We start from the raw sequence: 22,158 nt of genomic DNA on the forward strand, positions 1-22,158 counted from the left end.
TCCTTTTAAATTTGCCAATTAATAAAGTTTTGTAAAAGCTGTGCACCGACTCTGCCACTGCGCTCTGGGTGAAACTGCATGCCGGCATAATTGTCGTTTGCAACAATCGCAGAAAACGCTTGACCGTACTCACCCGAAACCAATGTCGATTGATTGATGGTATGCGCAAAACTGTGCACAAAGTACACTTGGTCTTGTTCGCTGAGTCCTGCAGTGAGCGCGTGAGACTTCACCACACGAAGATTATTCCAACCCATATGCGGCGCTGTTAAATCATTGGTCTCCAATAACTCAACCTTACCCGGAATGCGACCTAGGCAAGCTACGTTGCCTTCTTCAGTCGATTCACAAAGCAGCTGCATCCCTAAGCAAATACCCATCAAAGGCCTCTGATAGTCAGCTATTGCCTTCGTCCAGCCTTGTTCATTTAACCGCTTCATTGCCACATTGGCGTGGCCTACACCGGGTAGAATAGCGCGTTCAAACTCAGATAATTTCTCCGGTGTGGTGATCACTTCCGGTGTGACACCAAGGCGTTCAAATGCAAAGCGCACAGAGTTAATGTTGGCACAACCGGTATTAATAATTGCAATCATAAACACCCCTTCGAACTTGCCGTTTGCTGCGACGCATCCGTTGTAATTGCCATACGTATAGCTCGTGAGAATGCCTTAAATAAGCCCTCAACCTGGTGGTGTGCGTTGCCTTCACTTACACTCAAGATTAAGCTTACCGCCGCATTATCTGCAAAAGACTTGAAAAAGTGTTCAACCATTTGAACATCCAAATCACCGACTTTATCTCTGGTGAAGTTGGCATTCAGTAAAAAAGAAGCGCGTCCAGACAAATCCAGTTGGCATTCTGCCTTACACTCATCCATAGGCAATGCAAAGCCATAGCGAGCGATTTGTGACTTGGTGCCAAGCGCAGTTCTGAATGCTTGACCAAGGGCAATACCTATATCTTCTACTAAGTGGTGCTCATCTATGTGCAAATCCCCTTTGGCTTGAATATATAGGCCCAGATTAGCGTGAGTTCTTATTTGATCTAACATATGGTCAAAGAATCCAAGACCCGTTGAAATCTCGCCATTGGCTTGTTGATCTAAATTTATCGCTACCGAGATCTGAGTTTCTTTGGTATTTCTGACAATTTGTGCACTGCGATTTAATGTGGTTAATTGCGTTACAATCGCAGGCCAGTTATTGTCATAGAGAATACCTTCGATACACAGATTTTCAGCTAGCTGAATATCGGTTTGTCTATCACCAATAACAAATGACTTGCTCAAATCCACTTTACCAGAGCGCATTAACTCCGTGAGTAACCCAGTTTTAGGTTTACGACATTGACAGTTATCCTCATCAAAGTGAGGGCATATCAACACCTCTTCAAAACGGATCCCTTGACTAGTTAGAATTTGCATCATTTTATCTTGAGGCGCATCAAAATCTGCTGTGGGGAAGCTCTCAGTCCCAAGGCCATCTTGATTAGATACCATCACCAGTTTGTAGCCAAAAGCTTGCAGCGATAGCAGCGCTGGGATCACGTTCGGCAACAATGCTAGCTTTTCAAGGCTGTCGACTTGTTTGTCAATCATTGGCTCTTCAATAATGGTGCCGTCACGGTCTATGAATAAATATGGGGCGCTCATGATACTTCCTCAGTGACTTGGCATTGTTTCAGCCAGGTTTCTACTTGTTTTAGTTCTTGTTCGTTGCCGATGGAGATCCGCAACCAATTGTCCTCGCCAAACAGCACAAATGGACGCATTATTAAGCCTTGGCGCATCGCTTGCTGTACAAATTGCTTGTCGGTTAGCTGCAAAGTAACAAAGTTGCCTTCGCCGCATAGTATTGCGTTTACGAACTCGCTGTTTTGTAGCCATTGTATAAGCTTCTTTTTTGCTAGGTTCAAAATAGAGACTTGACGGCGCATCTGCGTTAGCGCATCAGACGTTAGTGCAGTTGCTGCAATTTGCGCTACTACCGTTGAAACAGGGTAGGGTGCGATAACTTTTCTGATCGGCGCTAATAGCGTTTCACTTGCTAACATAAAACCCACACGAAGCCCTGCTAGTGCGAACGCTTTAGATAACGTGCGTAGTACAACGACATTAGGAAATGTTTTGATAAGCTCTAAGCAACTCTTATCTTCACAAAACTCAATATACGCTTCATCAACGACGACAATCGCACGGCCTTTAAGCTTATCAGCAAGAGCCGCAACTTTGCGTATTGGTTGTAATGCTCCTGTAGGGTTGTTTGGATTACACACAAATACGAGTTTAGCTTCACCAATTGCAGGGAGTAGTGCATCCGTGTCCTCATTGGCAAGCTGCTCTTGACTTAATTCGTTAATGGCGATGTTATGTGTATCCGCCGTGACTTTGTACATACCGTATGTTGGCGTAAAAATCGCAATACTGTCTTTACTTGGCTCACAGTAAGTTCTTACCAAAAGCTCGATCCCTTCATCGGCACCACGAGTCATCAATACATTACTTTGTTCAACTTGTGCGTAGCGTGCATAACCCTCGATCACAGCTTCTGGCTGTGGATCAGGGTAACGATTTAAGTTATCAAAACGCATTTCAAGTAAACGAGTGTAAGGACTTTCGTTGGCGTTTAGCCATGTGTTCCCTGTCAGTTTTTCACTTTTTGCAGAGCTGTAGGCTTTCAACTTTTCTATATTTTCGGGTAGTGCAATATTAGTCATTATTATTCTCCAGCCTTACTTTAACGGCATTTGCGTGTGCGTCTAACCCTTCAGCTTGAGCTAAAGGTAGAATGGCGGAACTCAAACCACGCAGACCTTCCTTGGTTATGGTTTGTACAGTGTAAGCCTTGTAAAAATCCATCAAATTTAAACTTGAGTAGGTTTTTGAATAACCATAGGTTGGCAATACGTGATTGGTACCAGACGCATAATCACCCGCAGACTCTGGCGTATAGTCTCCGACAAACACTGAACCTGCATTTTTCACAAGTGGTAAGAAGCGCTCAGCCTCCCTAATCTGTAAGATAAGGTGTTCAGGCCCATACTCTGCCGATATTTCAAACGCTTGCTCAACACTCTCGACTAAAATCAGCGTGCTATTTTTAAGTGCGGCTCTGGCGATATCAGCGCGACTAAGGACTCTTAATTGGCGTTCGATCGCAACTTCGGTGTCCTTAATTAACTGAGCCTCAGTCGCTAACAAAATAACTTGAGAGTCCTCACCATGTTCTGCTTGAGAAAGCAGATCTGCGGCAATAAATTCAGGGTTCGCGCCCTTATCAGCAATCACTAACACCTCGGACGGACCCGCAGGCATATCAATTGCCAATCCAGGTACTGATTGACAAAGCAGCTGTTTTGCCATGGTGACAAAACTATTACCTGGGCCAAATATCTTGTTCACTTTGGGCACACTATCTATGCCTAAGGCCATCGCGGCAATTGCACCAGCACCACCACATTCAATAATATCAGTAACGCCACAGAGTTTAGCCGCGTATAAAATCGCAGGGTTTATCTGACTATCACCTTTGACTGGGGTTGCTAATACAATTGTTTTCGCGCCGCTTAGCTGCGCACAAACACCTTGCATTAATACAGAAGAAGGCAGCGGCGCGCTTCCACCTGGCACATATAACCCAACCGCTTCGATCGCTTGAAATCTAAGTTCACAAATAACACCCGGTTGAGTCTCAATCTGCTTACTTTGAGGAGTTTGCAACTGGTGAAACCTTTTGATATTGCTGTATGCCTGATCAATGGCGTTTTTCAGATCAGGTTCCAAAGCAAACTCACTTTGTATGATTTCTGAATCTGATACTCTTATTCTTGGGCTGATACGAGCATCAAACTGCTCAGCGTAGCCAAGCAGTGCTTTATCACCATTTTTCGCAACATTATCGATGATATTCTCAACCGCCGCCTTTACTTTATCACCTACTTTCACCGCTGGGCGACTTAAGCATTCGGCTCGCTGAACACTCGTAGCTGACTGCCAATCAAACATGCTATTACTCCATCATCTTCTCTATTGGCATAACTAGAATAGAGTTTGCACCAAGCGCCTTTAACTCTTCCATGGTCTCCCAAAATAGCGTCTCAGAGCTAACCATGTGAAGTGCGACATATTCGTCGCTTCCGGCTAGTGCAAGCAAAGTAGGTTGACCCGTACCAGGTAACAGTGCGCAAACTTCATCTAGCTTATTCTTTGGTGCATGCATCATGATGTATTTGCTTTCTTTTGCCTGTTTTACCCCCTTTAGGCGCGGCATGAGTTTATCGATAAGTGCAAGTTTGCTTTGATCAGTAAGCACTGCATTTTGGATAAGACAGGCGTTAGATTCTAAGATGGTATCGCCTTGCATCAGTCCGTTGGCTTCAAGGGTTGCACCGGTTGATACTAAATCGCAGATAGCGTCAGCAAGTCCTGCGCGCGGTGCCACCTCTACAGAGCCTGTTAACATTACGACACTCGCGTCGATATTTTCACGCTTAAGGTACTGTTTTAATATTTCAGGGTAGGTGGTTGCAATACGCTTACCGTTAAACCAAGCTTTATCTTGTTGCCCAAGTTCTTGCGGCCAAGCTAACGCTAAACGACAAAACCCAAAGTCTAACTTAGCCAGCTTGTTTACCTCAGCACACTGCTCGTTACGAAGGCGCTCAGCTTGCGCCTCTTCTAGAACATTTTCACCTACAATACCGAGGTCACAAACCCCGTCCATCACTAAACCAGGAATATCGTCATCACGTACTCTCAGTACGTCAATAGGCATGTTAGTCGAGTGTGCAATTAAGCGCTGTTCACGCAGGTTTAGCTTTACGCCAAGTTGCTTGAGTAAAGCTTGGCAATCTTTTGAAAGGCGGCCTGATTTTTGGATTGCAATTCTTAAACGGTTACTGTTGCTCATTATTTATTTCCTAATTCTATAAACGAAAAACCCCGAGGCGGAACCTCGGGGCGAAATAAACTTTGACTATACTTTATGTTTCGCCGGAGGTTCCTTTAAGGAATAACCCACCAGCGAAATAACTGACAGGTTATCCCGTGTGATGATGATGGTGATGAAGTGCTGTCAGTGTGTTTAGCATAATGTTACCTTTGTAATATATCTGCTGTTTAAAAAGTTCATTTATAGATAAACATAATAATCTTCTCTTTGGCAACCATTTTTTAATGCAAATTAAAGAATAGCATATAACGGTCGATAATAAGTAAGTTCACCAGTAGGTTAGAGGAGGGATGTATGGACGCATTTAAACCTTTTTTAGGTCCAATTGTAAGACTCGATGTCGCACATAAATCAGCATTTCACGTTGCTGGTGTACAGCATTATAAAATTGAAAAGGTTAAAAAAGATCAAAAAACCGATGTCGAGCTTAGACATCAGACTGCTGAACATAAAAAAATTAAAGAGGACGATGATGAGAAAGACGAAGAAGAAAAATCGCACGAAGAACATAAAGGTGAGAATCTAGATACATGGGCGTGATCGTAAAATGTTTTGTTGCGTCTGTTAGTTTAAACTCACTTCACCTCGGTGCCAATACATTTCCAGAACTGGTAAAGATATTTTTCGTCTTCGCAATACTTAGACCAGAAAAACTACCGCCTTTCAAAAAGTTAGTAACCGCCACCTCCAACCACATTAAAAAAATAAGCCATTTTGTTTATAAAAGTGTAATGCCGTGTAATTCAAATCTAGCATTATCACGCCTATGTTTATAAGCGAAATGGTGGCTAGGATAAAAATTCTAGCCGGTAAATCCATTTTGACTTAAATGAACGAAAGTGATTCGATCATATGGTGAATGTGCAGGACGCCACAAGAGAGGGATCACTAATTTCTTGTAAATTTCATCCGATAGGAGAGGAATGTCATGTCAACATTAGAAGCATCTTCAGAAAGCATTAATGTGCTCATTGTTATTGATACAGAGTACGTGAAAGCGCATTATCCCCACCCAAGCCAAGACCAAAATAATCCCACACCTATAGATCATAACAGTGAGTTTATGATTGCTTCAGATCCCAGAGGTATTGTTAGTGGACAAGGTACCGCGGTACTAAACTTTAGAGCAAACGCTGGGGACAATGTTTCCTTTAGCGGCACGTCGATTTACGGCAACGCCGATGATGCAGTGATTATCTACGGGATCAAACAATTTGGTGGTACTCAGGTATTTAACACGTTTGTGACTAACAGCGTAAATCGCACTGAAGCAGCAGTTCCAAATGTTAATTCCGGCAACAATAATGGTTTACCAGCGGCGCATGTAAGCACAAACTTTATGACGCTGGATTCTAAGGTGCGAAACTCAGGCACTGAAAACTTTCAAGTTCAGTTTGCGTTATATACGCTTAGTTCAGATGGTCAAAGCCAGTCGCTTTTAGGATATTATCAATGGGATCCAACCATCACTGTTAGCTGAGCAAAGTAACTGTTGACCAAAATAGACTTATTTTGTACATATTTAAGCCGTGTAGCTAACTAACCTGAGGTTTGGATAAGGAATGTTCCAACTCATTGTTGCTAAAGCACAACTTAGTTTTCTCCTTATCTAGCCAGAGAGTTTTAGGGAAACACCGCTTCCGCGTCCTGCTCTCGCTAAGGTACCTACATCCTGTAGGCAAGGCGAATTTACGCACCAATAGCTGGCTATTGGAAGTGAATTCAACGCAGTTAGCGCTAAAACTGGCTGCTAGAAAGGCATTAATTATCCGCAGCTCAGGTTAACTAGCACGGCTTTTCCCTCAATCTTTATGCTCAACAAATTTCACTAGGGCCAGTAGCCACCACGTCAAGCCAAAGCTAATTTAACCTGACCGTTCACCATTTTACACTGGAGAAATAACATGCCGTATAAATCAGTAAAGAACCTTATAGCTTGATTCGTTGTAGGTCTGTCTGTGCTCGCGTTAGCCCCTGTGTTTTCCTGATAGTATAGCTGCTTTAGCATTTTATTTAAGCACTGCGCTTCTCCTCATTTGCTTGTTTACCATTTCTTCAGCTAATCACCGCAACTTTTAATTGAAGGCAATCATTGTCGGTGTCGGTATGCTGGTTTTGAATGATTACTTGCGATTTGGTGCTTAGCCACATACAATTTCGCGACCTGTCTGTTTGTAAACTACATTACTTTGGCTGTATCTACGACTTTCTCTTCTACGGGGCCTTTAGCCCAGCACTTCCCAGGCTATCAACCAAGGCAGCCACAAATTGATATGGCCGTAGCAGTGGAAGAAACCTTACAAAGTGGCGGCCAATGCGTCGCGGAAGCTGGTACCGGCACAGGTAAAACATTCGCATATTTGATACCAGCTTTTGAGAGCAAAGGTAAAATCATCGTCTCTACCGGTTCCAAAGCGTTGCAAGAGCAATTATTTCATCGGGATGTACCCACACTAAAAAAGGTACTCACCAGTGGTAAAAATGTAACTTTGTTGAAAGGTAGAAGTAACTACCTCTGTCCATATCGCTTAGCACAGCATGTAAGCCATGTACCAACCGATGATCCAGATGTCATGCACCAGCTTGCTATGGTGGCAAAATTTGCTTCTGAAACACAAAGCGGCGACTTGGCAGATTGTGTCGGTATCGAAGAAGACGCAAAAGTTTTACCTTACGTCACTTCAACGTCAGACAATTGCTTAGGTAAAGAGTGCCCTGACTACGAAGATTGCTATATCCGAAAAGCCAGACTAAAAGCCGCCGACGCTGATGTTGTGGTCATTAACCACCATCTATTTTTTGCTGATATGGCTGTCAAAGACTCCGGCTTTGCCGAGCTGATGCCAACCGCTGATTGTTATATTTTCGATGAAGCTCACCAATTACCAGAGATCGCCAGTGACTATTTTGGTGAAACCATCAGCACCAAAGCACTGCAGGCACTAATCAATGATATCAGAGTTATTTACCGCTCAGACATTCCCGATATGTTACAACTTGGTAAAACACTCAATAAACTCGAAACCAGTGTCGCAGATTTGCGCTTGGTTTTTGGCTCCGATGGTGCTCGAGGTGACTGGCGAGAGGCGCTGGCAAATAAACCAATTTGCGATGCAATGCACCGAGTGATCGGTAATTTAGACTTTCTCTATAAAGTGCTAAAGCTCTGCCTTGATAGAAGTGACAAGATAGAACACCCCTTTGAAAAGGTGATGAGCTTTAAAAATCAGTTTGAACGTGCATTTGACACTAGCCAAACCGGGTTTAGTTATTGGTTTGAAACCACAAGGCGGTTTTTATCTATCCACGTGACACCTCTTGATGTCTCAAGCAAATTTGCCGACATTATAAAAACTACAGAGGCAAGTTTTGTCTTCACTTCAGCAACTTTATCTGTTGATAATTCATTAGAGCATTTTAGTCGTAGCTTAGGGCTAAGTCCGACTTCACAGTTTATTGTGGAAAGTCCTTTTAACTACAAGCACCAAGCATTACTTTGTCTGCCGCGCTATCTCCCAGAAACCCGTGATGACTTAATGCCACATGCCCTGGTAAAGCTTGCCAAGCAAGTGATCAACGCAGCAAAAGGGCGCACATTTTTACTCTTTACTAGCTATCGAGCTATGCACTTAGTCTATGAAGGGCTAAACACCGCATTGCAATACCCGATATTTATGCAAGGACAAGCTTCCAAGCGCATCATATTAGAACAGTTTATTCGCCATGGTAATGCGGTACTGCTGGGCACAGCTTCCTTTTGGGAGGGCGTTGATGTACGTGGTGATACCCTAAGTTGCGTTATGATTGACAAATTACCTTTCGCATCACCAGATGATCCATTACTGCAAGCTCGAATGAGAGACGCTGAGATGCGTGGCTTAGAGCCTTTTGATGCAATACAATTACCTCAAGCTGTTATCGCTTTAAAACAGGGAGTTGGGCGTTTAATTAGAGATGCCAACGATAAAGGTGTACTGATTATTTGCGATAATCGCTTAGTTACGAGAAAATACGGCCAAACGTTTTTAAGTAGTTTGCCTAACATGTCTCGAACTAGAGACTTGAGCAAGGCAATTCGATTTTTAGAGAATATAGACAAAAATGAAAAATAACCTATTGGCCATAGACGCCTCCACTGAAGCACTCAGTATCGCCCTGCATTACGAAGGCAAGTTTATTCGCCATTTTGAGGTTTGCCCACAGCAGCACAGCCAAAAAATATTGCCGCTGGTGGAGAGGATTTTACGCGAAGCCGACATAACCCTTAACGAGCTTAATGGTATTGTGTTTGGCCGCGGCCCTGGAAGTTTTACCGGAGTGAGAATAAGTACCGCAGTGGCACAAGGACTGGCATACTCATCAGGGTTAAAATTAGTTGGTGTTTCTACCTTACACGCCATGGCACAACAGGTATGGATGGAAACCGGTAAAGATAGCGTAGTCTCAGCAATAGATGCGCGTATGGGGGAGATTTACCTTTGCCAGTACAATGGCCTAAACGGTAGAGTTATCCAAGCGACATCAGAAGAAACTGTAATAAAACCCGAAAACATAGACTTTAGTGTAGGCGGTGCGGTAGGTGTTGGAACAGGATGGCAAGCATTTCCTGAGCTTGCTTCGCAGCTTGCCTGTGAGGAGCTCGATAGCATTACACTACCAGACGCCTATTACATGCTATTTATAGCAGATGATGCCTTCACTAATGGATTATCAGTTGATGCTGCCGAAGCACAACCACAATATGTTCGAGACACGGTGACATGGAAAAAGTTGCCAGGCCGAGAATAAAGGCGTATTTTTAAACAAGCACAGTGTATTTAAGAGTTAAGCCGTGAAATTAAATTCAATAGTACAACAAGCTGGTACTTACCAAGTAAAACCACAGCCTAAACAGGCGGTGAGTCCTGCTATTGAAGAGGGAAATACTGCCAAGCTCAACACCGCCCAAATCAAAACCAGCGAAAAGGGCATTGCACTCGTTGAGCAATTTCAAGCGCAGCAACGCTCTACTATTTATGATCGTCCGAATTTTCGCACTGGGCAAGCCATTAGTGAATACAAAGCAATCGCCACGGAAGCAAGGCGAGATGAAATTAAAAATATGATTGGGGTGTCGGTTTACGCGTAATACCTCTAAAGCGTTTGAAGTAAATAAGGTCAGCACATGCTGACCTTATTTGTTTTTAAGCTTATACCAATTATTTTAATTAAGTGGTCTATTTTGAGGCGAGAAAATCTTGTCAGTCACTCCGCAACCGACAGAGGTGTCGTTACTTTTTAATAAACTCAATTAATTTATCGGCGATCGCAGTGTTATTTTGCGAACCAATAAACCTTTCTTTGCCCATACCGTGAGCAAAAACAGGCACATCGATTGCAGTATGACCGCTCGTTGTCCAACCAGTGAACGACGCATCGCTAATTGATTCTTTAACGACCGTACTCAACGCTTTTGGCCCTTGTGACAATGCTTCTTTTACTTTCAGTTCAGTCGCACTATCATACTCAAGCCCCGTCAGAGCTTTCCATGTAGCCTTTACATCTTTTGCATCCACGAGTGCTTTGGCTATCTCACCAGCAGAGCCCTTTACGTTGGCTATCACATCACGCTCCCAGCGATATTGACCATTTGCACCAAGAGTTAAGCCGCCTGTGGAGTGATCAGCTGTCACAACAAGAATAGTATCAGGGTTGCTGTCAACAAACGCTTTTGCAAGTTTGATTGACTCTGCAAAATCATCCATTTCACGCATCGCGCAAGCGATGTCATTTGCATGCCCACACCAATCAATCTGACTACCTTCTACCATTAAGAAAAACCCTTTGTCATTTTGGTTTTCCAATAACGATAGTGCCGTTTGGGTCATTTTCGTTAAGCGCTGTGGCTGTTCATCAATAGCAAACGCTAGACCGACCTCGGCAAATAAACCAATTGCTGGGACTTTATTTAACGTGTCAAGTTTGGATAAATCGTCTACGTATTGATAACCCGCTTCTTTGAACTCGTTAACCAAATTTCTGTCTTCGCGAATAAAGTATTTGGTACCACCACCGAGCATAAGATCGACAGGTAATTTACCTGCTATCTTGTTATCTACATAGTCATTGGCAATTTCGTCGTAGTTGCGACGAGATTCGTTATGAGAAGCAAAGCTTGCTGGAGTTGCATGATTAATTTGCGATGTCGCAACTAGTGCGGTTGTTTTACCTTTCTTCTTAGCAACTTCCAGCATGGTTTCTAAATGCGCTTTGTGAGTATCTACCGCAATAGCGCCGTTGTAGCTTTTTGTTCCTGTGCTCAATGCCGTTGCACCAGCGGCGCTGTCAGTTACAATCGTGTCGTCATCAGGGTAGGTATGCGCCATGCCGACTAAAATGGAGTCAAAAACGGTTGGTTCAACAACTTTTGTTGCAGCATCATCTTTAAAATATCGATATGCGGTTGTGTATGTTGGTCCCATACCATCACCTATCATGTAAATGATGTTTTTTGGAGCTGCAACAGTTGGAGCAGCAACAAGCATTCCTATCACTGATCCTAAAAGGCGAGTCTTAAAATTCATTGTTATTCCCGTGTACATTCATAAAGAAAATGTTTTATCTAAACTTTACTATTACTAAATTAATAACCAATTGTATTGAGCAAAATTTTCTACAAATCAAAGTAGTAAGTTCAAATATGTCACGGTAAGATAATAAATCAATGATGCAACGATGAACACAAAAAGAATTCTTTGATGTCTTTATATGCGATAAAAGAACAAAAAATCGGGCCATTTGCCTACCAAACATGGGGCAGTGGCAAGCAAACTATCATTTACCTCCATGGATGGCAGGATAACAGTAACAGCTTTTTACCGTTTCAACCGTTTTCTGAAGAGTTGTATACTCACATTGCGATTGACTTACCGGGGCATGGCCGCTCAGACTGGAAAAGTGAGGACGCTTTCTATTACTTTATAGACTACGTTTATGATCTAAAAAGTTTTTTAGATCTTACACAGCTAGCCCAGTGTCATTTCGTCGGACACTCGATGGGAGCGATGATAGCGAATCTATTTGCCGCTTGTTATCCAGAACGGTGCCTATCACTTGCCCTTATTGAAGGTGTTGGCATAGTGAATACGCCTGAGCCTGAAACGAAGAAACAACTCATCAACGCTTTTAATTCCCGAGATAAGCTAAAACAATCTACACCCAGAGTGTATCCTGATATAAATACTTTAGCACAGCTACGTTGTAAGGTCAGCGATGTATCCATAGACATTGCGACTTTACTCATGAATAGAAACACCAAACAACATAAGCAGGGCGTCCAACTTACTCTTGACCCTAGACTGAAGCAACACTCCGGTTTTCGCTTTTCAGTGACGCAAGCAAGGTCAGCACTTGAGGGGATTCCTGTACCTACTTTATTAATTTTGGCTGAGCAGGGTTTTGCAATGATTGATAAACAGTACCAACTATTTAAATCATGTTTTGATTCGCTAACAATAGAAAAAGTTTCAGGAGGTCATCATTGCCATATGGAAAACCCCGAAATATGCTGTAAGCTAATTGCACGACACCAAAGGTCGGTGTCAGTTTCTTAAAGCTGTAGATACCGACAGCGCAATACTTGGCTATTGATAAAAAAGGGAGTTCAAAGAATAAACTAATGAAGGAAAGAAATACCATTATGAGCGTTAAAGGCCACGTTTCAACAGCATCTTGATTGTAAATCCTCAAATATTGTGGGAACATGGCGGTTTTAGAGTATTTGCTCAATTGTTAAAGTGCCTTACATCGTTTATGGTTTAGGGTGAATATAAAAATAACGAGAACACAGGAGCTAAGAGTGGAAAAAATCTGGCTGAAGCGCTACCCAGAGGGTATGCCTGAAACTATCGACCCAGAGCATTACAACTCATTGCTTGAATTATTTGAAAAAAGTTTTGCCGATTATGCACAGTACCCAGCCTATTCGAATATGGGTAAAACACTGACTTATCAGCAAGTTGATGAAAAAACAAAAGCAGTTGCTAGTTATATACAAAATGAATTAAAACTTGGTCGCGGCGACAAAGTTGCTGTAATGATGCCGAATTTACTACAAACCCCAATTACGATTTTGGGTGTGCTGCGTGCTGGCTGTACGGTTGTAAATGTCAACCCACTATATACAGTGCGAGAGCTTGAGCATCAGTTGAATGACTCTGAATCAAAGGCCATTTTTATTCTTGCGAACTTTGCTCACACTTTAGAGCAAGCCTTGCCTAAAACGCAGGTTAAACATGTTGTGCTAACTGAAATTGGCGATATGCTGGGCGGATTGAAAAAGCACCTAGTAAACTTTGTTGTGAAGCACTTCAAAAAAATGGTTCCAGATTTTAGCTTGGCGAACACAATCCCTTTCAAGCATGTAATTGCAGCAGATCCTGCAAAATACAACAAACCAGATATTTCGCTTAGCGACCTTGCTTTTTTACAATACACAGGCGGAACAACTGGAGTTTCAAAAGGGGCGATGTTAACGCATGGCAATATGGTTGCTAACCTAGAACAAGTCTCTGGTTGTCTGGACAAAGTGTTAGACAAAGGCAAAGAGGTCGTTATCACGGCTTTACCGCTTTACCATATCTTCGCTTTAACGGCGAATTGCTTAACGTTTATGAAGTACGGCGGTCATAATATTTTGATCACCAACCCTCGTGATATGCCTGCTTTTGTTAAAGAACTTGCAAAATATCCATTTACAGCAATTACCGGCGTAAATACGCTATTTAATGGTTTATTGAACACACCAGGATTTGCTGATCTCGACTTTTCGACCTTGAAAATGTCCTTGGGTGGCGGCATGGCCGTACAACGACCTGTAGCAGAGCGTTGGCAGAAAGTAACCAAATCGAAACTGATGGAAGGCTACGGATTAACCGAATGTGCGCCATTAGTTACTATATGCCCGCACGATTTAGATGCGTATAACGGCTCAATAGGTTTACCAGCGCCAAGTACTGACATTAAGATAATCGACGAAAATGGTCATGAAACCCCTAAAGGTGAGCCCGGTGAGTTGTGCGTAAAAGGCCCACAAGTAATGGCTGGTTACTATAACCGACCGGATGCGACAGCTGAATGTTTAAAAGATGGCTGGTTTGCGACTGGTGATATTGCAACTTACGATGACGATGGTTTCTTCTATATTGTGGATCGTAAAAAAGATATGATTTTGGTATCTGGCTTTAACGTATTTCCTAATGAAATTGAAGAAGTTGTTGCGATGCACGAAGGTGTGCTTGAAGTTGCAGCTGTCGGCGTGCCACATGAAGTAAGTGGCGAGCAAGTAAAAGTTTTTATCGTTAAAAAAGACCCTTCTTTAACAGAAAAAGATATAATTGCGCATTGCCGAGATAATCTAACGAACTATAAGGTACCAAAGTTGGTGGAGTTTAGAGATGAACTACCGAAAACCAATGTAGGTAAAATACTGCGTAGAGCGTTAAAAGAATAACAAAAAAGCCGGCATCTGCCGGCTTTTTTATCGCTAACGATTTACACCGGTTAGCCACATAATTGCATGGGAGTAAAAGTGCAGTATCAAATCATTGAAAGCCAACAAGCGCTAGATGAGTTTGTAGCTAAAATTTCAACCGCAAAAGTACTTGCTGTTGATACCGAGTTTATGCGTCGTCGCACTTTATATCCCGAAATCGCGCTACTACAAATATTTGATGGAACTCATCTTGCTCTGATAGATCCATTAATTGAAATGGACTTTCAGTCGCTTTGGGCTTTATTTGCCAATACCGATATATTAAAGGTGCTTCACTCTCCTTCAGAGGATATTGAGGTCTTTTTGAAATTCGCAGGGTTTATCCCATCGCCAATTTTTGATACTCAGTTTGCACTACAATTATTAGGAGAGGGCAACTGCATTGGCTTTGCAAATATGGTGAAACAGCTAAGCAATGTCGATATTGATAAGAGCGAATCACGAACAGATTGGCTGCGCCGTCCATTAACGCAAAAGCAATTAGATTACGCTGCATCAGATGTTTTTCATTTACTACCATGCTTTCAGCAAATCCTTAGCCAAATCGAAGAAAAACAGCTATTTAACATAGTATTGAAAGAAAGTGAGCTGCTTGCACAAAAACGTAGCTTCCGTCAACCAGATCCACTACTTTATTTAGATATTAAAAATGTATGGCAATTAAAGCCAAGAGATCTCGCAATTTTAAAGGAGCTGGCAGCTTGGCGACGTGCAAAAGCTGAGAAAAAAAACTTGGCGCTTAATTTTGTACTAAAAGAACATAATATGGTTGAGATAGCCAAACGCCGTCCAAGTACACTCGGTAGTTTGCGTAATGTGCCTGGGGTTGAGCCTATGGAAGTAAATCGATCGGGTAAGGAAATTCTTGCTTGCATTGAAAAGGGCAAGCAAATTGTCGAGCAAGATTGTCCACAACGCGTAAAGCGGCTCATTGATTTCAAAGGTTATAAAGCCGCATGTAAAGAAATAAAGCTTATCATCACTGAGGTCGCAAAAGAAAACCAGATCCCTGCTGATGTTTTCGCCTCTAAAAAGCAAATCAATCAAGTGATTAGCTGGTCGTGGAAAAAATCCGAGGCAGAAAAAAAGCTACTTATGAAACCTGATCTAGCATTAGGCTGGCGTGCTGAGCTACTTGAAGACAGGCTAAAGAACTGGTGGTAATAAAAAAGGGCTATAAAAGCCCTTTTTTCTATTTATACCAATTTCACTTAATACCTGTTTAATTTGGCGGAGCAAATATGACGCTAACGGCGTTAAAAACTTCTCATTTAGAACAAACAAATAGCAAAATTTTTATCTGGTTATCGACTATATTTTCTCGCCTCAAAATAGAACACTTAATTAAGCAAATTGGTATTACTTTTCATCTTCAGGTAGTGTGACATTTAATTCAAGCACAGCTAAATCGTCTTCATTTTGCTCAAACTGAACATTTACCGCATCTGAGTCTACCTTCACGTATTTTCGGATAACATCCAAAATATCCTGCTTGAGCTGCGGCAGGTAGTCAGGCGTTCCTCGTTTGGAACGCTCATGTGCGACAATTATTTGCAGTCGCTCTTTTGCCAACGACGCACTGTTTTTCTTTTCTGAACGAAAATAATCTAGTAAAGACACATTACCCTCCAAAGATCCGTTTGAAGATACCTTTCTTCTCGACCTGTAAAAAACGAAAATCGACGATTTCACCTAACAAACGGCTGATTGCATCGCTATAAGCTTGGCCTGCGTCTGATTCTTGGTCAAGGATCACAGGTTGCCCTGAGTTTGAAGCATTCAATACAGACTTTGACTCAGGGATAACGCCAAGCAAATCAATCGCTAAGATTTCTTTTACATCATCAACTGAGAGCATTTCACCGCTATCAACACGCTCTGGATTATATCGAGTTAGCAGCAAATGTTCTTTTACTGGATCTAAACCTAGCTCAGCTCGGCGAGATTTACTTTGTAAGATACCTAAAATTCTGTCGGAATCTCGTACAGAAGATACTTCCGGGTTCGTCGTGACAACAGCTTCATCTGCAAAGTAAAGTGCCATCATTGCCCCAGCTTCAATACCTGCAGGTGAGTCACAAATAATGAAATCAAAGTCTTCTTTCATTTCATTTAAAACTCGCTCAACACCTTCACGTGTCAACGCATCTTTATCACGGGTTTGAGAGGCCGGAAGAATATATAGCTTTTCAACCCGTTTGTCTTTGATGAGTGCTTGGTTGAGGTTTGCTTCACCATTAATGACATTAACAAAGTCATAGACCACACGGCGTTCACAACCCATAATTAAGTCAAGATTTCTTAGACCAATATCAAAATCGACTATGGCTGTTTTATAACCCTTTAGCGCTAAGCCTGTACCAATTGCTGCACTCGACGTTGTCTTACCAACACCGCCTTTACCCGAAGTTACGACAATAATTTTTGCCATCTGATTTATCCTTTGACCAAAGCTGTAATTTTTAATGATTCGTCTTGTTGTGTTATTTGAGCAGCTTGACCCCAGTGTTCGCCTTGTAACGAATCACTGATCCAATAACTCCCATTAATCGACACTAGCTCAGCTTCTAAGCGCTGACAAAATATACTGGTGTCTGGTTGGCCCTGTGCACCAGCGATTGCTCGACCACGCAAAGTACCGTATATATGTACGTTACCATCTGCGATAACTTCCGCTCCATGGCTTACCGCACCTAGTACGATCAGGTCACGGTCTTTTGCATAAATCTGCTGACCACTGCGTACCGTTCCGTTCACAATTTGCGCTGGCAGATACACTTGTTTTTCTACTACTTCAGCCGCTTGAGATTGTGAAGGGATACTCGGTTGCACATCCCTTGAATAGTTTAGTACAGAAAACCCCGCCTCTTTAGCTGAGTCGTGTTGACTTTGAGTACCGTTACATACACCTACCGGATTGAGCTGTAAATCAATTAGTGTCTGCTTTAACTCTTTGAATTCTACATTTTGTTCCTGAACTTCAGCTAAATTAACCACAATTGGAGCACCCAAAAAGAACTTTGGTGCCTGCGATATTTTGCTATCTAGCTCTTGTCGTAATTTTGTTAAATCTAAAGAAAACAACTGTAGCACAGAGAGTGTAAATAGATTTCCTTTTAGTTCGAATGTTTGTTTTGACATATGCACTCAAATTTCTGTTACAACCGCCGCTAGCGCCTTATTTACTTGACTTTAGCGGGTAGTAAAACTTTCCACAACTTACTAATAGCATGGTATAGTGACCGCCAATGATTAGCAAGAATTTATAGGCTTATAATGCTCACTGCCATATACAAAAGTCCAAAAAAAGCGGATACCTACCTGTTTGTTTCTAAAAGAGATGATTTTTCCAGCGTACCTGCACCTTTAATGGAAACTTTCGGTACACCAATCTATGTCATGATTGTGGATCTTGCTAGAAGAGAAAAACTAGGAATTGCGGATCTAGACACAGTTAAGCAAAAGTTAACAGATGATGGGTTTTACTTGCAGCTTCCACCACACACTGAAAGTTTGTTAGATGAATTTAGAAAGCAAAATGGAGTAACAGACACGTGATAAAAAAAATTTCCTTATTAGTAGCCTCAGTTTGCCTGTCTACCTCAGTCTTTGCCAATACTCAGGCTAAGTTTGATGAATATCTCAATAATTTAAAGCAAGAGGCGATTGATAAAGGCTATTCTCAACAATTAGTTGATGACGCTTTTGCTACCGCTACTTTCAAAGAGAAAGTGATAAAGGCAGACAAAACACAGCCAGAAATTGTTGAAACACTCGAGACATATTTACCTAAACGTGTTCCTGAATGGAAAATCCAACGAGCGCGGAAGCTATATAAAGAACACCAGAGCACGCTAGAAAAAGTTGCAAAAGAATATGGTGTGCAAGCTCGTTTTATTGTCGCACTTTGGGGTCTAGAAAGTAACTTTGGTCGTATTCAAGGTGGCTACCCTGTAATTAGCGCACTTGTGACGCTTGCTTTTGACGGTCGAAGAGAAGCCTTATACAAACGTCAATTATGGGCTGCATTAGATATTTTAAAAGATGGCCATATTGATCTAAACAACTTCAAAGGTTCTTGGGCAGGTGCGATGGGTCAAACGCAATTCATGCCAACCTCTTTTACCTCTTATGCTGTAGATTACAATCAAGATGGTCGAAAAGACATCTGGACAACCCAAGAAGACGCATTTGCATCAATAGCAAATTATCTTAAAAGTGTTGGCTGGAATGACAATCTAACTTGGGGTCGCCAAGTGAAATTACCTGAAGGCTTTGACACAAGTTATATTTTAAAACGCGGTACTAAGTCACATAAAGAGTGGCTAGGAGAGTGGCGTAAATCAGAACGTTCTTTACAAGAATGGCAAGCCCTTGGACTGCGCAGAATGGATGGTAGTGATCTACCGAATGTTAATATTAGTGCTGCATTAGTAATGCCTGACGATGCAAATGGCCGTATGTATCTTGCCTATGATAACTACAAAGCATTGATGAACTGGAATCGCTCTTACTATTTTGCGACCAGTGTTGGCTTTTTGTCTGATCGGATCGGTTATCCAAAAATATAAATCGCGCGCTACTCTAGCATTATAAAAAAGGCAGCTTCCAACAAGCTGCCTTTTGGTTGGGCTAATGTATGCAAGTGTCAATAATAAGACAAAGGCTGAACCTTGCCCCAAAAGACTCGGTACGAAAATAATGTGTAGGCAATTAACGTCGGTACGACGACAACCACGCCATATAATAAGAAAGTGAGTGCGGAGGGATCTGCTACGGCATCAAATATAGTCAGCTTTCCTGGCACCACGTATGGATAAAAGCTGTAAACCAGACCAAAGAAGCACAGTAAAAAGATAAAAGCTGAAATAAAGAATGGAAGCCAAGCTCCTGCTTCTGTCGCTTTGGGTAATTTGTGCAATACGCTTTCCAAGACCACAAAAAGTAGCAAACAGATTATAGGTGCAGGTAGCACAATGAGTGCCATCGGTAAACTAAACCAGCGCTCATATATCCATTCATTTATGAGCGGGTTGATGATAGAAACTAAGATCACCCCAACGAAAGCGACACGAGAAAAGTGCTTACACCACTTTATAGCGGCTAGCTGTAGTTGACCTTCACATTTCATAATGAGCCATGCTGAGCCAATTAATCCATATGCGCAAACCACACCAATTCCACTAAAAGCCGCGAATGCGTGGGCTAGCAACGAATCGTCAAAACCTACGACATAGAGCCCTAACATATAACCTTGTGCAAATGCTGTCAGTAACGAGCCAAACTTAAATACTTTATCCCAGCGCCTTTGCCGTTTAACTCGGGCTTTTGCTCTAAAGTCAAAAGCAACACCACGCATGATTAAACCGAACAACAAAAATACAACAGGTATATACAAGGCCTGTAAAATCATACTATGCGCTTGAGGAAACGCGATAAATGCAAGGCCTACTGCCAAGACTAACCATGTTTCATTAGCATCCCAAAATGGACCTATAGATGCGATCATGGTATCGGCTGTTTCTTTGTCATCTAGCGGGATCAACATACCAACCCCAAGATCATAGCCATCTAAAATAGCGTAAACCACAATAGCTAGTGCCATTAACCCTGCATAGATTAGTGATAAATATTCGGGATTAAACACGTGATACCTCCGCTGCAAACTCTTTCATATCATACTCTTCAACTTCAACGGACTTATTCGCAGTGTGAAATAATGTCCTGATATAGGCATAAAGCAATATGGCATATATCGTTAGGTATCCTATGAGCGTGAACAAGACATTTTCTGAAGCGATGTTGGTCACTGCATCTTCTACCCGTAAAATGCCACTAACAATGTATGGTTGACGTCCAATTTCCGTGACGTACCATCCTGCAAGAGTCGCTACCCAGCCCGAAAAGGTCATCGCTACAAGCGCTTTTAGCTGCCACTTGGGTAGCTCGCCCTTTTTCCAAAGCGTAAATCGGGTGACAAACGCGACTAAAATCATCAGCATCCCCATTCCAACCATAATTCTAAAGCCGAAAAAGACGGGCTTAACTGGTGGGTGTTCACCTTTAAATTCGTTAAGCCCTTTAATTTCACCATTAACGTCGTGGGTAAGAATAAAGCTCGCCATATTAGGAATGCCTATTGCAAATTCATTGCGCCTTTCTTCCTCGTTGGGAATTGCAAAGAGTAAGAGCGGTGCACCTTTTTCTGTCTCCCATACGCCTTCCATTGCTGCAATTTTTTGTGGTTGATGTTTGAGCGTATTTAGGCCGTGTAAATCGCCGACAAAAGCTTGTATCGGAGTGAGAAGGGCTGCGACTGTTAAAGCTACAGTCAATGCTTTTTTTGGAGCATGCTTGTCGTCATTTTTAAGTAAGCGATAAGCACTTACTCCTGCTATTAAAAATGACGCAGTTAATGCGCTTGCAAGCAACATATGAAAAAAGCGGTAACCAAAAGACGGATTAAATATAATCGCGAACCAGTCTGTAGGGTATGCTACACCGTCCCTAAGCTCAAAACCTGTAGGTGTTTGCATCCAGCTATTTAAAGACAAGATCCAAAATGCCGAGAGTGTAGTGCCTATTGCAACAATAAAAGTGGACAGTGTGTGGATTTTAGGAGGGACACGCTTCATGCCAAACAGCATTATCCCTAAAAAGGTCGCTTCCATGAAAAAGGCGGTGAGTACCTCATAACCCAAAAGTGGCCCCGCGATATTTCCAACTTTCTCCATAAACCCTGGCCAATTAGTACCAAACTGAAACGACATGGTAATACCACTAACCACACCCAGCGCAAAGGTAAGCGCGAAGATTTTAACCCAGAAGCGATAGGCTCTTAACCAAACCGGATGCTCAGTTAAGTCATACTTGATTTTAAAGAAAGCGAGAAACCATGCTAATGCAATGGTGATCGTAGGAAAAAGTATATGGAAACTAATATTTGCCGCGAACTGTATTCGCGACAACAGTAATGTATCAAGCATGACGCACCTCGCACTTTTAAGACTTACGTAATAATTTATCCTTTAAATCTATTACCTTACTAACTGACGACCCGAGCTTCATTAGTGACTGTAATTGCTCTGGAGATAGCCTTTGTAGCTCAGCAGACCACTTAGTAACGGTTTCAAGTAGGTCGTGAATCGTTTGCATTTGTTGTTGTGCATACACTTCTTCTGGTGAGTTTGCACTATCTAGAATTTGATCTCTCAGTAGAGTAAGGGTAGGGTCTATTTCTCTTTTTCTTCTTTCTTCAAAGACTCGGTTTGCAAGATCCCAAATAGACCCATTTGGAGAGTAGTATTCTTTGCGATCACCAGGAATGTGATGAACTCTAACGAGTTGCCAAGATTGTAATTCTTTGATCCCCATACTAACGTTACCACGAGATATTTTTAACGCATCTGCAATCTCATTCGCTGTCAATGGTTGCTCATTAATAACCAACAAGCCAACCATTTGCCCAATTGTTCTATTAAAACCCCAACGGCTGCCCATTTCACCGCAGTGGAGTACAAAATTTTCTATTTTTGGTGACAAGTTCATACTTTTAAACTTTCAGTAATTATTGAAACTTTAATATATAGTTCACTTTGACTTAGATCAAGCATTAATTATGCTCAATTAGAACAGAGCAAAAGTGAACCTTCTCCTAATATCCACTTTTGTGAT

At 42.0% G+C, this 22,158-nt stretch carries 22 protein-coding genes; 10 read left to right on the plus strand and 12 right to left on the minus strand.

Going from position 1 to position 22,158, the window contains the following annotated elements; translation table 11 throughout:
• Positions 1 to 5 precede the first annotated feature (5 nt).
• Genes hisH through hisG form a run of 5 tightly spaced genes read right to left on the minus strand, consistent with a single transcriptional unit; the run spans position 6 to position 4,910 of the window.
• Positions 6 to 596, minus strand: coding sequence for an imidazole glycerol phosphate synthase subunit HisH (gene hisH / locus J8Z24_RS21180; protein WP_176032288.1), 591 nt, complete (start codon positions 594 to 596; stop codon positions 6 to 8).
• Entirely contained in the window at positions 593 to 1,654 is a 1,062-nt protein-coding gene (hisB, locus tag J8Z24_RS21185; RefSeq protein ID WP_176032287.1) for a bifunctional histidinol-phosphatase/imidazoleglycerol-phosphate dehydratase HisB, read from the minus strand. Before hisB ends, hisH begins: the two co-directional genes overlap by 4 nt.
• Positions 1,651 to 2,718, minus strand: a complete 1,068-nt coding sequence (gene hisC, locus J8Z24_RS21190) for a histidinol-phosphate transaminase (RefSeq protein WP_252095800.1) — start codon at positions 2,716 to 2,718, stop codon at positions 1,651 to 1,653. Before hisC ends, hisB begins: the two co-directional genes overlap by 4 nt.
• The gene (gene hisD, locus J8Z24_RS21195; protein ID WP_252095801.1) at positions 2,711 to 4,006 is read right to left on the minus strand and encodes a histidinol dehydrogenase; all 1,296 of its coding nucleotides are present in this window, start codon (positions 4,004 to 4,006) and stop codon (positions 2,711 to 2,713) included. Before hisD ends, hisC begins: the two co-directional genes overlap by 8 nt.
• Before the next feature lie 4 nt (positions 4,007 to 4,010).
• Complete coding sequence (gene hisG, locus J8Z24_RS21200; protein WP_252095802.1) at positions 4,011 to 4,910, minus strand: ATP phosphoribosyltransferase; 900 nt, start codon at positions 4,908 to 4,910, stop codon at positions 4,011 to 4,013.
• A 336-nt stretch (positions 4,911 to 5,246) separates the two neighbouring features.
• Here hisG and J8Z24_RS21205 point away from each other — a divergent pair, with 336 nt between their 5' ends.
• The 5 genes from J8Z24_RS21205 to J8Z24_RS21225 all read left to right on the plus strand — a co-directional run bounded on the left by J8Z24_RS21205 (position 5,247) and on the right by J8Z24_RS21225 (position 10,080).
• Entirely contained in the window at positions 5,247 to 5,492 is a 246-nt protein-coding gene (locus J8Z24_RS21205) for a hypothetical protein (protein ID WP_252095803.1), read from the plus strand.
• 388 nt (positions 5,493 to 5,880) lie between these two features.
• Complete coding sequence (locus J8Z24_RS21210; protein WP_102058090.1) at positions 5,881 to 6,432, plus strand: inclusion body family protein; 552 nt, start codon at positions 5,881 to 5,883, stop codon at positions 6,430 to 6,432.
• A gap of 709 nt (positions 6,433 to 7,141) precedes the next feature.
• Complete coding sequence (gene yoaA, locus J8Z24_RS21215; RefSeq protein WP_176032282.1) at positions 7,142 to 9,064, plus strand: DNA repair helicase YoaA; 1,923 nt, start codon at positions 7,142 to 7,144, stop codon at positions 9,062 to 9,064.
• Positions 9,054 to 9,740, plus strand: a complete 687-nt coding sequence (gene tsaB / locus J8Z24_RS21220; protein ID WP_176032281.1) for a tRNA (adenosine(37)-N6)-threonylcarbamoyltransferase complex dimerization subunit type 1 TsaB — start codon at positions 9,054 to 9,056, stop codon at positions 9,738 to 9,740. Before yoaA ends, tsaB begins: the two co-directional genes overlap by 11 nt.
• A 43-nt stretch (positions 9,741 to 9,783) precedes the next feature.
• On the plus strand, positions 9,784 to 10,080 hold the full coding sequence (locus J8Z24_RS21225) for a hypothetical protein (RefSeq protein ID WP_176032280.1): 297 nt from the start codon (positions 9,784 to 9,786) through the stop codon (positions 10,078 to 10,080).
• Positions 10,081 to 10,222: 142 nt separating this feature from the next.
• Here J8Z24_RS21225 and J8Z24_RS21230 read toward each other — a convergent pair whose 3' ends face one another.
• Positions 10,223 to 11,515: an alkaline phosphatase gene (locus J8Z24_RS21230; protein WP_176032279.1), complete on the minus strand. Its 1,293-nt coding sequence runs from the start codon at positions 11,513 to 11,515 to the stop codon at positions 10,223 to 10,225.
• Positions 11,516 to 11,689: 174 nt separating this feature from the next.
• On the opposite strand from J8Z24_RS21230, the gene J8Z24_RS21235 reads away from it, so the two are divergent.
• The 3 genes from J8Z24_RS21235 to rnd all read left to right on the plus strand — a co-directional run bounded on the left by J8Z24_RS21235 (position 11,690) and on the right by rnd (position 15,648).
• On the plus strand, positions 11,690 to 12,544 hold the full coding sequence (locus tag J8Z24_RS21235) for an alpha/beta fold hydrolase (RefSeq protein WP_176032278.1): 855 nt from the start codon (positions 11,690 to 11,692) through the stop codon (positions 12,542 to 12,544).
• A gap of 245 nt (positions 12,545 to 12,789) precedes the next feature.
• Entirely contained in the window at positions 12,790 to 14,442 is a 1,653-nt protein-coding gene (gene fadD, locus J8Z24_RS21240; RefSeq protein ID WP_176032277.1) for a long-chain-fatty-acid--CoA ligase FadD, read from the plus strand.
• 78 nt (positions 14,443 to 14,520) lie between these two features.
• Entirely contained in the window at positions 14,521 to 15,648 is a 1,128-nt protein-coding gene (gene rnd, locus J8Z24_RS21245) for a ribonuclease D (protein WP_252095804.1), read from the plus strand.
• A gap of 195 nt (positions 15,649 to 15,843) precedes the next feature.
• Here rnd and minE read toward each other — a convergent pair whose 3' ends face one another.
• The 3 genes from minE to minC are packed head-to-tail and all read right to left on the minus strand — an operon-like array spanning position 15,844 to position 17,625.
• Entirely contained in the window at positions 15,844 to 16,104 is a 261-nt protein-coding gene (minE, locus tag J8Z24_RS21250; RefSeq protein WP_128731523.1) for a cell division topological specificity factor MinE, read from the minus strand.
• A gap of 1 nt (position 16,105) precedes the next feature.
• Positions 16,106 to 16,915 carry a septum site-determining protein MinD gene (minD, locus tag J8Z24_RS21255; RefSeq protein WP_128731522.1) on the minus strand — a complete coding sequence of 270 codons (810 nt, stop codon included), beginning with the start codon at positions 16,913 to 16,915 and terminating at the stop codon, positions 16,106 to 16,108.
• A 5-nt stretch (positions 16,916 to 16,920) separates the two neighbouring features.
• Complete coding sequence (minC, locus tag J8Z24_RS21260) at positions 16,921 to 17,625, minus strand: septum site-determining protein MinC (RefSeq protein WP_252095805.1); 705 nt, start codon at positions 17,623 to 17,625, stop codon at positions 16,921 to 16,923.
• 135 nt (positions 17,626 to 17,760) lie between these two features.
• Between minC and J8Z24_RS21265 the strand changes: the two genes are divergently transcribed.
• Both J8Z24_RS21265 and J8Z24_RS21270 read left to right on the plus strand, forming a co-directional pair.
• Positions 17,761 to 18,042: a YcgL domain-containing protein gene (locus J8Z24_RS21265; protein ID WP_125252937.1), complete on the plus strand. Its 282-nt coding sequence runs from the start codon at positions 17,761 to 17,763 to the stop codon at positions 18,040 to 18,042.
• Complete coding sequence (locus J8Z24_RS21270; RefSeq protein ID WP_176032275.1) at positions 18,039 to 19,055, plus strand: lytic murein transglycosylase; 1,017 nt, start codon at positions 18,039 to 18,041, stop codon at positions 19,053 to 19,055. Before J8Z24_RS21265 ends, J8Z24_RS21270 begins: the two co-directional genes overlap by 4 nt.
• A 77-nt stretch (positions 19,056 to 19,132) precedes the next feature.
• Here the strand turns inward: J8Z24_RS21270 and J8Z24_RS21275 are convergent, their stop codons facing one another.
• The 3 genes from J8Z24_RS21275 to J8Z24_RS21285 are packed head-to-tail and all read right to left on the minus strand — an operon-like array spanning position 19,133 to position 22,032.
• Positions 19,133 to 20,131: a cytochrome d ubiquinol oxidase subunit II gene (locus tag J8Z24_RS21275; protein WP_176032274.1), complete on the minus strand. Its 999-nt coding sequence runs from the start codon at positions 20,129 to 20,131 to the stop codon at positions 19,133 to 19,135.
• On the minus strand, positions 20,124 to 21,470 hold the full coding sequence (locus J8Z24_RS21280; RefSeq protein ID WP_125252940.1) for a cytochrome ubiquinol oxidase subunit I: 1,347 nt from the start codon (positions 21,468 to 21,470) through the stop codon (positions 20,124 to 20,126). The genes J8Z24_RS21275 and J8Z24_RS21280 overlap by 8 nt, the downstream gene beginning before the upstream one ends.
• A 16-nt stretch (positions 21,471 to 21,486) precedes the next feature.
• Complete coding sequence (locus J8Z24_RS21285) at positions 21,487 to 22,032, minus strand: GbsR/MarR family transcriptional regulator (RefSeq protein WP_125252941.1); 546 nt, start codon at positions 22,030 to 22,032, stop codon at positions 21,487 to 21,489.
• Positions 22,033 to 22,158: the final 126 nt, after the last annotated feature.

It is taken from the genome of Pseudoalteromonas sp. SCSIO 43201 (genome assembly GCF_023716725.1).
Taxonomy (GTDB): domain Bacteria; phylum Pseudomonadota; class Gammaproteobacteria; order Enterobacterales; family Alteromonadaceae; genus Pseudoalteromonas; species Pseudoalteromonas peptidolytica.

What these genes read in the sequence shown, in the direction of transcription:
- hisH (WP_176032288.1), bottom strand. Translation starts at nt 596, where the DNA reads ATGATTGCAATTATTAATACCGGTTGTGCCAACATTAACTCTGTGCGC.
- hisB (WP_176032287.1), bottom strand. Translation starts at nt 1,654, where the DNA reads ATGAGCGCCCCATATTTATTCATAGACCGTGACGGCACCATTATTGAA.
- hisC (WP_252095800.1), bottom strand. Translation starts at nt 2,718, where the DNA reads ATGACTAATATTGCACTACCCGAAAATATAGAAAAGTTGAAAGCCTAC.
- hisD (WP_252095801.1), bottom strand. Translation starts at nt 4,006, where the DNA reads ATGTTTGATTGGCAGTCAGCTACGAGTGTTCAGCGAGCCGAATGCTTA.
- hisG (WP_252095802.1), bottom strand. Translation starts at nt 4,910, where the DNA reads ATGAGCAACAGTAACCGTTTAAGAATTGCAATCCAAAAATCAGGCCGC.
- J8Z24_RS21205 (WP_252095803.1), top strand. Translation starts at nt 5,247, where the DNA reads ATGGACGCATTTAAACCTTTTTTAGGTCCAATTGTAAGACTCGATGTC.
- J8Z24_RS21210 (WP_102058090.1), top strand. Translation starts at nt 5,881, where the DNA reads ATGTCAACATTAGAAGCATCTTCAGAAAGCATTAATGTGCTCATTGTT.
- tsaB (WP_176032281.1), top strand. Translation starts at nt 9,054, where the DNA reads ATGAAAAATAACCTATTGGCCATAGACGCCTCCACTGAAGCACTCAGT.
- J8Z24_RS21230 (WP_176032279.1), bottom strand. Translation starts at nt 11,515, where the DNA reads ATGAATTTTAAGACTCGCCTTTTAGGATCAGTGATAGGAATGCTTGTT.
- J8Z24_RS21235 (WP_176032278.1), top strand. Translation starts at nt 11,690, where the DNA reads ATGTCTTTATATGCGATAAAAGAACAAAAAATCGGGCCATTTGCCTAC.
- minD (WP_128731522.1), bottom strand. Translation starts at nt 16,915, where the DNA reads ATGGCAAAAATTATTGTCGTAACTTCGGGTAAAGGCGGTGTTGGTAAG.
- minC (WP_252095805.1), bottom strand. Translation starts at nt 17,625, where the DNA reads ATGTCAAAACAAACATTCGAACTAAAAGGAAATCTATTTACACTCTCT.
- J8Z24_RS21265 (WP_125252937.1), top strand. Translation starts at nt 17,761, where the DNA reads ATGCTCACTGCCATATACAAAAGTCCAAAAAAAGCGGATACCTACCTG.
- J8Z24_RS21280 (WP_125252940.1), bottom strand. Translation starts at nt 21,470, where the DNA reads ATGCTTGATACATTACTGTTGTCGCGAATACAGTTCGCGGCAAATATT.
- J8Z24_RS21285 (WP_125252941.1), bottom strand. Translation starts at nt 22,032, where the DNA reads ATGAACTTGTCACCAAAAATAGAAAATTTTGTACTCCACTGCGGTGAA.